This window comes from uncultured Candidatus Puniceispirillum sp., from assembly GCF_963979125.1.
Taxonomy (GTDB): domain Bacteria; phylum Pseudomonadota; class Alphaproteobacteria; order Puniceispirillales; family Puniceispirillaceae; genus Puniceispirillum.
Genome location: NZ_CAXBVX010000002.1, coordinates 39,696 through 52,623, shown reverse-complemented (window position 1 = coordinate 52,623; position 12,928 = coordinate 39,696). Strand labels below are relative to the sequence as shown.

At 48.4% G+C, this 12,928-nt stretch carries 12 protein-coding genes; 10 read left to right on the top strand and 2 right to left on the bottom strand.

Going from position 1 to position 12,928, the window contains the following annotated elements; all coding sequences use genetic code 11:
* Position 1: 1 nt before the first annotated feature.
* A complete protein-coding gene (glpD, locus tag ABNT28_RS00600; protein WP_348720842.1) occupies positions 2-1,639 on the bottom strand; it encodes a glycerol-3-phosphate dehydrogenase in 1,638 nt (545 codons plus the stop codon).
* Positions 1,640-1,671: 32 nt separating this feature from the next.
* Positions 1,672-2,442 (bottom strand): DeoR/GlpR family DNA-binding transcription regulator, encoded by a 771-nt coding sequence (locus ABNT28_RS00595; RefSeq protein ID WP_348720841.1) that lies wholly within the window; start codon positions 2,440-2,442, stop codon positions 1,672-1,674.
* A gap of 243 nt (positions 2,443-2,685) precedes the next feature.
* On the opposite strand from ABNT28_RS00595, the gene ABNT28_RS00590 reads away from it, so the two are divergent.
* From ABNT28_RS00590 to ABNT28_RS00545, 10 genes are all read left to right on the top strand, one after another.
* Positions 2,686-4,422, top strand: coding sequence for an ABC transporter substrate-binding protein (locus ABNT28_RS00590; RefSeq protein ID WP_332923702.1), 1,737 nt, complete (start codon positions 2,686-2,688; stop codon positions 4,420-4,422).
* Positions 4,423-4,633: 211 nt separating this feature from the next.
* On the top strand, positions 4,634-5,701 hold the full coding sequence (locus tag ABNT28_RS00585; RefSeq protein WP_332923703.1) for an ABC transporter ATP-binding protein: 1,068 nt from the start codon (positions 4,634-4,636) through the stop codon (positions 5,699-5,701).
* 8 nt (positions 5,702-5,709) lie between these two features.
* Positions 5,710-6,780 carry an ABC transporter ATP-binding protein gene (locus ABNT28_RS00580; RefSeq protein ID WP_332923704.1) on the top strand — a complete coding sequence of 357 codons (1,071 nt, stop codon included), beginning with the start codon at positions 5,710-5,712 and terminating at the stop codon, positions 6,778-6,780.
* A 9-nt stretch (positions 6,781-6,789) separates the two neighbouring features.
* Positions 6,790-7,653: a sugar ABC transporter permease gene (locus ABNT28_RS00575; protein WP_332923705.1), complete on the top strand. Its 864-nt coding sequence runs from the start codon at positions 6,790-6,792 to the stop codon at positions 7,651-7,653.
* Positions 7,654-7,663: 10 nt separating this feature from the next.
* The gene (locus ABNT28_RS00570; protein ID WP_013045758.1) at positions 7,664-8,461 is read left to right on the top strand and encodes a carbohydrate ABC transporter permease; all 798 of its coding nucleotides are present in this window, start codon (positions 7,664-7,666) and stop codon (positions 8,459-8,461) included.
* Positions 8,461-8,739, top strand: coding sequence for a DUF2160 domain-containing protein (locus ABNT28_RS00565; protein WP_332923706.1), 279 nt, complete (start codon positions 8,461-8,463; stop codon positions 8,737-8,739). The genes ABNT28_RS00570 and ABNT28_RS00565 overlap by 1 nt, the downstream gene beginning before the upstream one ends.
* Positions 8,740-8,763: 24 nt before the next feature.
* Positions 8,764-10,266 (top strand): glycerol kinase GlpK, encoded by a 1,503-nt coding sequence (gene glpK / locus ABNT28_RS00560; RefSeq protein WP_332923707.1) that lies wholly within the window; start codon positions 8,764-8,766, stop codon positions 10,264-10,266.
* A 38-nt stretch (positions 10,267-10,304) separates the two neighbouring features.
* Positions 10,305-11,306 (top strand): type I glyceraldehyde-3-phosphate dehydrogenase, encoded by a 1,002-nt coding sequence (gap, locus tag ABNT28_RS00555; protein WP_332923708.1) that lies wholly within the window; start codon positions 10,305-10,307, stop codon positions 11,304-11,306.
* Between the two features lie 76 nt (positions 11,307-11,382).
* Positions 11,383-11,778, top strand: coding sequence for a BlaI/MecI/CopY family transcriptional regulator (locus ABNT28_RS00550; RefSeq protein ID WP_332923709.1), 396 nt, complete (start codon positions 11,383-11,385; stop codon positions 11,776-11,778).
* Positions 11,768-12,913 carry a M56 family metallopeptidase gene (locus ABNT28_RS00545; RefSeq protein WP_332923710.1) on the top strand — a complete coding sequence of 382 codons (1,146 nt, stop codon included), beginning with the start codon at positions 11,768-11,770 and terminating at the stop codon, positions 12,911-12,913. The genes ABNT28_RS00550 and ABNT28_RS00545 overlap by 11 nt, the downstream gene beginning before the upstream one ends.
* Positions 12,914-12,928: the final 15 nt, after the last annotated feature.

Here is a 12,928-nt window from a genome sequence, read left to right as displayed (position 1 = left end):
ATCAGCTATTAATACGGGCTTTTGACGTGCTGATACTTTTATATGTATCAGTAATGAAACTGTCGATCTTTCTGATCTGTGCCTTATCCAATTTCAATCCTAACCTTGTGCGGCGCCAGACAAAGTCCTCAGCTGATCGAACCCATTCATGCTTTATGCTCCAGTCAAGTTCGACCGCATAGATATTGGCACCAAAGTCTGTGCCTAGATCCGCAATTGTTGTGCATTTACCCAACAGGTCAAAAACCTCAGTTCCATAGGTACGTGCAAGCCTTTGGATATGAGCATCGCTAAGAAATTCATATCGTTTTTTGATTGAAATACATAGATCGTCAAACCCATCAACCGGAAAGTCTCCCCCAGGTAATGTTACCCGTGCGGTCCAGTTTCCTGTCGCCCCATTCAGGCGGGGCAGATATTTCGTAAGTTCAGCCATCGCCGATTCCGCCAGTTTGCGATAGGTGGTGATTTTGCCGCCAAACACATTCAATAAGGGCAAGTTATTTGCCGCATCGATGCGCAACACATAGTCACGCGTTGCGGCCGTTGCCGAGGCTGCGCCATCATTATAAAGCGGGCGCACGCCAGCATAGCTCCAGACAATATCTTCATTGGCTATTTGCGTTTTGAAAAACCGACTGGCGAACTCTTGCAGATATGCCTGTTCCTCGGGACTGCAGACAGGCAGCTCATTTGGATCGTCATGATCGACATCGGTTGTGCCGATTAATGTAAAATCGCCTTCATACGGAATGGCAAAGCATATTCGCCCGTCTGTGCCCTGGAAAAAATAGCAACGGTCATGGTCATAAAGTTTGCGCGTGACAATATGACTACCACGCACCAACCGTAATCCATCGGTCGAATTGATGCGTGCTGTATTCTGGATAATTTTCTCTACCCACGGTCCGCCAGCATTGACAAGGGCTTTCGCGGTAAAGCTTTGCCGCGCGCCGCTGTTGCGATCTTCGGTGTGAATAACCCAGCCATCTGTTCCGCGTTCGGCCAAAGTGACCTTGGTACGCGTCATTATATGCGCCCCGCGCTGTTCAGCGTCACGTGCATTCAGCACAACCAGCCGTGAATCCTCTACCCAGCAATCCGAATATTCAAAGGCTTTGACGAATTTATCATCCAGCGGCATGCCTGCCGGATCCTGTTCTAGATTGACTGTCGTTGTAGGGGGCAGAATTTTACGCCCACCAAGATGGTCATACATAAACAGCCCTAGCCGTATCAGCCAGGCTGGCCGACGTCCCTTCATCCACGGCATTATCCCGCCCAGCAATTTTGACAAAGGCGTATCCCCAACAAAGCGCATATCGGCGTGATAGGGCAAAACAAAGCGCATTGGCCAGCTAATATGCGGCATGGCTTCAAGCAGAACCTCACGTTCGATCAAGGCTTCGCGAACAAGACGGAATTCAAAAAATTCTAGATAGCGAAGCCCGCCATGAAACAGCTTTGTCGATGCCGAAGATGTTGCCGATGCCAGATCGTTCATTTCGGCCAGCGCGACATTCATGCCGCGGCCTGCCGCATCACGCGCAATGCCACATCCGTTGATTCCGCCACCAATGACAAATATATCAAAATCGACGGTTTTGTCTTTGTGGGGTTGTTTTGGCATTTTTGTCATTATTGGATCCATTACGAAGTAAAATTGTCGGCCTATTTAGTGTCATCAACTATGAATATTGAGGTGTTGGCGGCCTCGGCTACGGCACAAAATGCGGCAGGAGGCGTGGCATCGGTAATCACATAATCAAGTTCGGACACGTCGCAAATACGGACTGGTGCGTCACTTTCAAATTTTGAAATATCGGCCACCAGAATTTTGATTCTGGCATTGCGGATAATGGCACGGGCAACGGCCACCTCACGATCGTCAAAATCCAGCACCGATCCGTCGCTATCCAGCGATGACGCGCCAATCACAGCAAAATCAGCTTTGTAACGGTCAATAAATTCGACAGCCTGATTACCAACGATGGCACCATCACTTTGGCGCACTGCGCCCCCAACCAGAACCAGTTCGCGCAATTTCGCATTCAGGAAAATCTGAATAACATTAATATTATTTGAGATGACCGTTAGATCAGTATGTGCTGTTAACGCTTTGGCCACTTGTTCGGTTGTGGTGCCAATGTTCAGAAATACCGAACAATTATTTGGAATTAGCTGCGCCGCTTGTTTGCCGATCGCGGCTTTTTCCACGCCAAACAATCGCCGTCGTTCTTCATAGCCCCGACTTGACGTTGATAGCACACGCCGGGCGCCTCCATGCGTGCGTATGGCCAGACCACGGTCACATAGATCGCCCAAATCGCGTCGCACAGTCTGTGCCGTAACGTCAAAGCGTATTGCCAGTTCGTCAACATCCACTTTGTCGACATCCCGCAGCAACATGGCAATTTCTTCTTGTCGAGCATTCAATGTCATTGGTGTCTCCTGACCGATAAAGTTATAACGCAAGCCACCGTCAAACGCACGCATAATTTTCGTTTTTTACGCGATTTAGAACAAACGAACATATTTGAGCATTGAAATTCTTAATTCTTCCCAAATAATACGAAAATTCTTTATTATTTCGACTAAATTTTTAGTTTGACATTGCCTTCATGTTCGTATGAAGATTGAGATAAGCCTAATTTATGGCGCTATAAAATTTAGGGAGGATATAAAATGCGTACATATATTTTGTCCGCGGTTGCAGCAGCTGTTGCAATGGCAGGGGCATCTTCAGCTATGGCCGACACGGCCGCAGCAAAAAAATGGATCGATGATGAGTTTCAGCCATCGACCCTATCAAAAGCCGAACAGGCTGCTGAGATGCAGTGGTTCATAGATGCCGCATCGCCATTCAATGGCATGGAAATCAATGTTCTGTCTGAAGGCATTCCAACACATTCATATGAGTCTGAAGTACTAACCAAGGCTTTTGAAGACATCACTGGCATTAAAGTTAATCACCAGATTCTTGGTGAGGGTGAAGTTGTGCAAGCTGTTCAGACACAGATGCAGACAAAGCGTAATCTCTATGATGCCTATGTGAACGACTCCGATCTGATTGGAACACATTCACGTTTGCAGCTTGCCTATAATCTGACCGACTTCATGGCAGGTGAAGGTAAAGCCGTAACCAACCCAGGTCTTGATCTTGACGACTTCATGGGTACCCAGTTTACCACGGGCCCTGATGGTGATCTTTATCAGCTTCCTGATCAGCAGTTTGCAAACCTCTATTGGTTCCGTAAAGACTGGTTTGATCGGGCTGACTTGCAAAAGGCCTTTAAAGCCAAGTACGGCTATGATCTTGGTGTGCCAGTAAACTGGTCTGCTTATGAAGACATCGCTGAATTCTTCTCAAAAGACGTCAAGAACATCGATGGCGTTGATATCTTTGGTCACATGGATTACGGCAAGCGTGCACCTGATTTGGGTTGGCGTATGACTGATGCGTGGCTGTCAATGGCTGGTGCCGGTTCTAAAGGTGAGCCAAATGGTATCCCGATTGATGAGTGGGGCATCCGTATGGAAGCTGGATCATGTAATCCATCAGGTGCATCCGTGTCACGCGGTGGTGCTGCAAACGGCCCAGCTGCCGTTTACGCAATCCGTAAATGGGACGAATGGCTTCGCAACTATGCCCCTCCAGGCGCGGCATCATTTGACTTCTATCAGTCTTTGCCAGCTCTGAGTCAGGGTAACGTTGCCCAGCAGATCTTCTGGTACACAGCCTTTACCGCCGATATGGTTAAGCCAAAGTCAGAAGGCAATAACACTGTTGATGACAATGGCAAGCCTCTATGGCGCATGGCACCTAGCCCGCATGGCCCATATTGGGAAGAGGGCCAGAAGGTTGGTTATCAGGACGTGGGTTCTTGGACAATCCTTAAGTCAACACCATTGGATCGTGCAAAGGCTGCATGGCTGTATGCACAGTTTGTTGTCTCAAAGACAGTTGACGTGAAAAAGTCACATGTTGGTCTGACCTTTATTCGTGACAGCTCGGTAAACCATAAGTCGTTCTCTGAGCGTGCGGAAAACCTTGGTGGTCTTGTTGAATTCTATCGTTCACCTGACCGTGTACGCTGGTCACCAACAGGTATTAACGTTCCTGATTATCCAAAGCTGGCTCAGATCTGGTGGCAGCAGATCGGCGACGTGAACTCTGGTGCCTTTACACCACAGGAAGCTATGAACCGTTTGGCTGAAGAAATGGACGTAACAATGGCACGTATGCAGGCAGCTGACGAAGCCGCTAATGTATATGGCGGTTGTGGTCCACGTCTGAACGAAGAAAAGGACGCGGCTTATTGGTACAAGAATGGTGGCGCCAAGCCCCCACTCGCCAACGAGAAGCCAGCAGGTAAAACTGTGAACTACGACAAGCTTGTTGCACGCTGGGCTAGTAACTAGTCTATCCGAATAACTAGCAAGCTCATGTTCTGCTGAGCATGAACCATAAGTGGGCTGGGGCTCGCGTAGCCCCAGCTTTTTAAGCGAACATAACCCGTACATCCATAGGTTTACCCGCATGGATGTTAAGCGGTAGAATGTTGACCATAGTGAAATGATTCCATTTCTGGATCATTTGTTTCGCTGGATCAGTAGTTTTAAAGGTAGGTTTATGGCCCTCGAATTAAAAAATATCACCAAAAAGGTGGGTGGGCAGGTTCATATAAAGGATACCAGTCTGGTTCTTGAGACAGGGTATTTTAACGTGTTGCTTGGTGAAACTGGCGCGGGCAAGACATCACTGATTAAATTGATGGCAGGTTTGGATCGCTGTGCGTCCGGTTCGATTATCATGGATGGACAGGATGTAACCCGTCTAACGACGCAAAAGCGCAATATAAGCTTGGTGCATCAGTTTTTCGTCAACTATCCGCATATGACTGTATTTGATAATATTGCGTCCCCGCTCAAGGTAGCAGGCATGACTAAATCCGAAATTGAAGGACGTGTCGAGGATGCGGCAGATATTCTGCAATTGCGCCCGATGCTAAATCGCTATCCACATGAACTGTCTGGTGGCCAGCAACAACGTACCGCGCTGGCACGTGCTATTGCCAAGCAAAGCAATGCTGTTTTCCTTGATGAGCCGCTGGCCAATCTGGATTATAAATTGCGCGAAGAACTGCGCGAACAATTACCTGAATTATTTGCTGGACGCGGCACTGTCGTTGTCTATGCCACGTCCGAACCTGAAGAAGCGCTTTTGCTTGGTGGCAAAACCGCTTTGATGCATGACGGGCATGTAACGCAATTTGGTACCACTGTGGATATTTATCGTCAGCCGATTGATATTGTATCAGCCAGCGTTTTTTCCGATCCGCCAATCAACCAGATCACTGTCACTAAAAAGGGTAGTACGTTTAAGCTCGATGCGGTTCCTGTTGAATGGACTGCCAGTAATATGGCCACATCACTTGCTGATGGTAACTATATCATGGCGATCCGTCCCAACAATGTTGTTCCTGTCAAAACCAAGGCTACGAGAGTTGCTGTGACAGGCATGATTACGGTGACCGAACTAAGTGGGTCTGAAAGCAGTGCGCATTTTTCCTTTGCGGGTCAAAACTGGGTATCGCTGGCACATGGCATCCATCCTTATGAAATTGGTACGGATCGTACCTTCTACATGAATCCGGAAAATTGCTTTTTCTTTTCACCCGATGGCCAGTTGGTGGCATAGGAGATAGCATGGCAAAGATAACCCTTTCAAATCTCCGACATAGCTATTCATCTGATCCGGCTTCACGTGATGATTATGCGCTAAAGCATATCGATCTCGACTGGAACGATGGTGGTGCTTATGCGCTGCTTGGCCCGTCAGGTTGTGGCAAATCGACATTGCTAAACATTATTTCCGGACTTCTGACACCGTCTGAAGGGCGTATCCTGTTTGATGGCGAGGATGTTACCGACTTGTCGCCCGATCAGCGTAATATTGCTCAGGTATTCCAGTTTCCGGTGATCTACGACACTATGTCGGTTTACGATAATCTTGCGTTTCCTTTGCGTAACCGTGGTGTTGACGCGGTAAAAATCGACCAGCGCATTCAGGAAATCGCCAGCTTGCTTGAGGTGCAGGACATGCTTGGTCGCCGCGCGTCAGGCCTGTCACCGGATAACAAACAAAAACTGTCCATGGGGCGGGGTTTGGTACGCGACAATGTAAATGTTGTGATGTTTGACGAGCCGTTGACAGTGATTGATCCGCATTTGAAATGGAAATTGCGGTCCAAGCTCAAAGAACTGCATCAGCGTGTCAAATTGACCATGATCTATGTCACGCATGACCAAACCGAGGCTCTGACTTTTGCTGATCAGGTTGTTGTTATGGATGAAGGTGAGATTGTCCAGATAGGTACACCTGTTGAATTGTTTTCACGTCCGGCGCACACCTTTGTAGGGCATTTTATTGGCTCGCCGGGCATGAATGTCCTGCCTTGTGACATGCGCGACAAAGGTGCTTTTTTTGAGGGCAAAGCGGTACCGCTTGAAGGCAAGGTGCGCTCAGGGCTCTCTGGCCGCACTGAAATTGGCATTCGTCCCGAATTTGTTTCGATAGGCAAAAAGGGTCTTGAAGCGACCGTTGTCAAAGTGTCCGATGTCGGGCGTCATAGCGTTGTTCAGGCGATGGTTGGTGATACCCGATTATCGGCGATTATTGATGATGATATTCCCAATCAGGGTGATGTCGTAAAGCTTGCTTTCCAACAGGATCAGACCCGTCTTTATTGTGATGGCTGGTTGGCAAGCGAGATCTAGGAGCATTTGATGAAAACACAAAATCAAAAAGCGTGGTTTTTTGTTCTGCCGGTTTTGCTTCTGGTGGCCTTTAATGCCCTGATACCAATGATGACGGTGGTCAATTATTCGGTTCAGGAAACTTTTGGTAATAATCTGTTTTTCTGGCAGGGGCTGGACTGGTTCGAAAATATTCTACGATCTGAGCGTTTTCATGCGGCATTGGGGCGTCAGTTTCTCTTTACTGGCCTAATTCTGATAATCGAAGTGCCACTTGGCATTGCTATCGCTTTGTCAATGCCGCGTAAGGGTATCTGGGTTTCGGTTTGTCTGGTGACAATGGCGTTGCCGATGTTGATCCCATGGAATGTCGTTGGTGCCATGTGGAATATTTTCACCTTGCCGGAAATTGGTCTGGTTGGATATCTGATGAATGATGTGCTTGGGATCAATTATAACATGACGCAAGACCCGCTTGCCGCATGGATCACTATCATCGTTATGGATGCCTGGCACTGGACATCATTGGTTGTTTTGCTGGCCTATGCAGGGCTAGTATCGATCCCCGAGGCCTATTACCAGGCCGCCAAGATCGATGGTGCCAGCAACTGGGCTATTTTCCGTTTCATTCAATTGCCGAAAATGAAGACGGTTCTGACCATCGCCATTCTTTTGCGTTTCATGGACAGCTTCAATATCTATACCGAGCCCTTTGTCCTGACCGGCGGTGGGCCGGGGAATTCGACAACATTGCTGTCGATTGATCTGGTTAAAATTGCGCTTGGTCAGTTTGATCTGGGGCCGGCAGCAGCGATGTCGCTGATCTATTTTGCCATTACATTGCTTGTCAGCTGGCTTTTCTACACGCTGATGACCAAAGACAATCCAAACTAGGGGCATTAAGATGCAAAAACGCCATATCGTTCCACTGCTCTATATCCTGTTTTTGATGTTACCAATCTATTGGTTGGTTGCGATGAGCTTCAAAACAACAGGTGAAATCCTGTCGGGCTTTTCTCTGTTTCCCCAGACATGGACGCTGGATAATTACCGAGTGATCTTTACCGATCCAACATGGTACTGGGGCTATATCAATTCGATCACCTATGTCTCGATCAATACGGTCATTTCGGTGATTGTGGCCTTGCCTGCGGCTTATGCCTTCTCGCGTTTCAGCTTTCTTGGCGACAAACATCTGTTTTTCTGGCTTCTGACTAACCGCATGGCACCAGCGGCTGTGTTTGCCTTGCCGTTCTTCCAACTCTATTCGGCGGTTGGCTTGTTTGATACGCATCTGGCGGTGGCCCTGGCGCATTGCCTGTTTAACATTCCACTGGCGGTTTGGATTCTCGAAGGCTTTATGCAATCCATTCCCAAAGAACTTGATGAAACCGCCTATGTTGATGGCTATTCCTTTCCGCGCTTTTTTGTTACGGTATTTATTCCGACGATCAAGGCTGGCGTTGGCGTCGCCGCGTTTTTCTGTTTCATGTTCTCATGGGTCGAACTGCTGCTAGCCAAGACCCTGACGGCAGTGGCTGCCAAGCCGATTGCCGCGACCATGACAAAGACCGCATCGAGTGCCGGATACGAACTTGGCTTGCTGGCGGCCGCGGGGACTTTGACCATCATTCCGGGCGCGATTGTTATTTATTTTGTGCGTAATTATATCGCCAAAGGTTTTGCGATGGGGAGGGTGTAATGCTCAGCTGGATGGCATGGACATTACCGACGGCATTGGTCTTCATCGGGATTTTTTCGGCGATGGCTGTTCTGATTGTGGTCGAAATCAGATATCCTGGTGGACATGAACGTAAAGGTATTCTTGGCCTGACCACGACGCGGGGTGATCGGCTGTTCATTTCTTTACTGGGTTGTTCATATATCTTTTTGGCATGGCTTGGATTTGTTGGTACACCTTTATGGTGGCCACTTGCCATATCGGTTGTTGCCAGTATTTTGTGCTTCTGGAAAGTCTAGGCAATATGCATAAGGGGGAAAGAGATGCAAAAGGATTACATCCTTGCCATTGATCAGGGCACGACCTCTAGCCGTGCGATTATCTTTGATCGTGATCTAAAGCCACTTAACACGGCACAGGCTGAATTCACGCAACATTTTCCACAGTCCGGCTGGGTCGAGCATGATCCCGAAGATTTATGGTCAACGACCATCGATATGTGCCGGCAGGTGATAGCTAAACAGAAAATCGCCGCCAGTGATATTGCCGCTATTGGCATTACTAATCAGCGTGAAACAACCTTGGTATGGGATAAGCACACTGGCAAGGCAATTTATCCGGCGATTGTCTGGCAGGATCGCCGTACTGCCGATTATTGCCGTGATCTCAAAGCCGCTGGCCATGAAGAGATGGTGTCAGGCAAGACAGGCTTGCTTCTTGATCCGTATTTTTCGGCGACCAAGCTGAACTGGATTTTAACCAATGTTGACGGGGCGATGGCGCGCGCCAAAGCCGGAGACTTGTTGTTTGGCACGGTTGATAGCTATATCATCTGGCGTCTAACGGGGCGGGTGGCCCATGTGACTGATGCTACCAATGCGGCACGCACGATGCTGTATAACATCGCCCAAGGATGCTGGGATCAAGACCTGCTTGATCTGTTCGAAATTCCGGCACATATGTTGCCCGAGGTCAAAGACAGCTCGGGTCATTTTGGCATTACGCATGATGACCTGTTCGATGGGGCGGCTATTCCCGTTCTTGGCGTTGCTGGCGATCAACAGGCCGCCACCGTTGGTCAGGCCTGTTTCCAGCCAGGTATGATTAAATCGACCTATGGCACGGGTTGTTTTGCCTTAATGAATACGGGCGATAAAATCGTATATTCCTCTAACCGCCTATTGACCACGATTGCCTATCAGCTTGATGGCAAACCAACCTATGCGCTTGAAGGCTCTATCTTTATCGCGGGTGCTGTTGTGCAATGGTTGCGCGATGGCCTGAAGATCATTTCATCTGCATCTGAAACACAGGCCTTGGCCGAAAATGCCAGCACCACCGAACAAGTATATTTGGTGCCAGCCTTTACTGGTCTTGGCGCGCCATACTGGAATGCTGACTGCCGAGGTGCCATGTTTGGTCTGACCCGCAATACAGGGCCTGCCGAAATTGCCAAAGCCGCGCTGGAAAGCGTTGCCTATCAAACGCGCGACCTGATCGAAGCGATGCGCGCTGATTGGGATAATAAAGACAAGACGGTATTGCGTATTGATGGGGGCATGGTGGCGAATGACTGGGCGATGCAAATGCTCTCAAACCAGCTTGGTGCGCCAGTTGACCGTCCGATTGTCACCGAAACCACGGCACTTGGTGCGGCCTATCTGGCTGGATTGGCCGCGGGTATCTGTTCGCCCCCTGACAAATTCGCGGATAGTTGGAAGCTAGAAAAACGTTTTGAACCAAGCGTTGATAGGGACTATTCTGATAAACTATATGCGGGATGGAAACAGGCGGTTGCACGCCTGCTTCATGATCCGCAAACGTAAAAGCAAATCCCCCAGCCCCCATCTCAGGAGACTTAAAATTGACTACCAAGGTTGCTATTAACGGTTTCGGTCGCATTGGCCGGAATATTGTGCGTGCGCTTGTCGAATCTGGACGTGATGATATTGAGCTTGTTGCCATAAATGATCTGGGGCCTGTCGAAACAGGCGCCCATCTATTGCGCTATGATAGCGCCCATGGCCGTTTCAAGGGCAACATCACTGTTGATGGTAACAGCCTTGATTTTGGCATGGGCAAAATTGCTGTATCGGCCGAACGCGATCCCACCGCTTTGCCTTGGGGTGATGTTGATGTGGTGCTGGAATGTACTGGTGTTTTCACCGCGCGGGACAAGGCGGCGCTTCATCTGCAAAGCGGTGCGTCGCATGTACTTATTTCGGCGCCTGGCGCTGATGCGGATAAAACCATTGTCTATGGTGTCAATCATGAAACGCTGACCGTTGATGATCGCATTGTGTCAAATGCCTCATGCACAACAAACTGTCTGGCACCTGTGGCCAAAGTGTTGCATGACACAGTCGGTATCAAGCGCGGTTTCATGACCACAATCCACAGTTATACAGGCGATCAGCCCACCTTGGATGCTTTCCATAATGATCTCTATCGGGCACGGGCAGCGGCGGTCAATATGATCCCGACCTCAACAGGTGCAGCCAAGGCGGTTGGTCTGGTGCTACCTGAATTGTCTGGCAAGCTGGATGGCGTGGCTGTGCGTGTGCCAACACCAAATGTGTCGGTCGTTGATCTGACCTTTGAAGCGGGGCGTGATACGACAAATGAAGAAATCAATAATGCTGTTGCGGCGGCGGCGGATGGTGCTATGGCAGGTGTGCTTGATTTCACCATGGACAAGGTTGTCTCAATGGATATGAATCATGATCCGCATTCATCAATCTTTGCTGGTGAACAGACCCGTGTGATGGATGGCAATTTCGTACGTATATTGACCTGGTATGATAATGAATGGGGTTTTTCAAACCGGATGCTTGATACCGCATCTTGGCTTGGCACATTGAGCTAATAGCCAAGGCTTTGCAAAGCAAAATTTTTCGTGTTTACTGAACGAAGATGTTACTGAGTTATTTGAGGAACGCTTGATGCGGCAAAAGAAAAACAGCATGATTTTGACCGAAGTCGAGTTGGAATTTATGAGTGCTGTTTGGCAGATCAATGGTGGAACCGTGCGCGAGGTCATGGCGCAGTTAGCGGCTGACCGTGAACTTGCCTATACCTCTGCCTCGACGATTTTACGCATCCTTGAACAAAAGAAATTTTTAGTCAGTGAACGCTCGGAAAAGTCATTTATTTACAAGCCCCTTATCGAAAAAGAGGACTATCAATCAACCTATTTAATGAATGTATCACAAAAGCTTTTTGACAATACCCCGTCAGCTATGGTGGCACGTCTTGTTGATGATGAAAATCTGACCGAAGACATGCTTTCCGAAATGCGTGAATTGCTGGATCAGAGGCTCGAAAAGAATGCTAAGTGATCTTCTGCTAAATGAAAATGTGGTCAACGCCTATATTGATGCGAATCTGCTGTTATTTGTGATTTTTATCTTATGGTGGGTTGCTAGGTTTATTTTATCCGGAATGGGTCTGGTTGGGGCTTATGGTGCGCAATTGCGGTTGCTCAATGGCATTATGCTGGCTGGGGCTTTATGTCCGCTATTGATCTATTTGGCTGGTGGTGTTTTATCGCAATATACGTTTAATTTCTCAGATATTATCGTTGCGCATTATCTTGATGGTGATTTTAAAATCCGGCCATCGACGATGCAGTTGCTAATCGATGCGCCCAGCCATTTTGTTCGTGATTTTGTTGGCCAATCTGGCACCTTCATGGTGTGTCTTGCATTGACTATTGCTGTTGGTTCAGTTGGCTTTTTGCTTAAAGCTATCGTCAATCTGTTGGCATTGCGTCGGGCACTACAAGCTTGTCACCCTTTGCGCACAATAGGGTCGGTTACCTTTCTGGTCAGTGACACGGTTCTGGTGCCTTATTCAACGCGTGGCCTTCGACGTCGGTATATTGTGCTTCCGGCAGTCATGCTTGATAATATGGCTGATGTCAGAATGGCAATCAGCCACGAGCTTCAGCATTTTCGTCAGCATGATGTTGAATGGGATATGGCACTGGCATTTTTGCAATCTCTATTCTTCTGGAACCCGGCATTTTATCTGCTGAGAAAAAACATTGGTCGGCTCAGAGAGATGGCATGTGATCAGTCACTTATTACGCGCCGCCGCTATGATATCCGTGCCTATTGCGAATGTCTGTTGCGCGCTGGTCGTCGCTCAATGATGGTTGGTAATCCGGTTTCAACAATGCACATGTCAGTCGCCCTTGTTGAAATTGACGCCCTACGTCCAGATATCAGCGCTAGTATGCTACGTCTTCGGATACTGGCGCTTATCGGCTATGATGGTCGGACAGATAGCTCGCGACTGATATATTTACTGTTCATGGTGCCTTTGATAACATTTGTTATGATAAGCGCGGTGATGATGCGCAGCCCGGCTGACTGGAGCCATGATCGTCTTATGCTATCCACCATTGTGAATTTGGAACGCCTTGAAACCCGGAATAGCAATAACCTGATGATTGTCAGACCACAGCGCTAAATCTTGTCATAAACA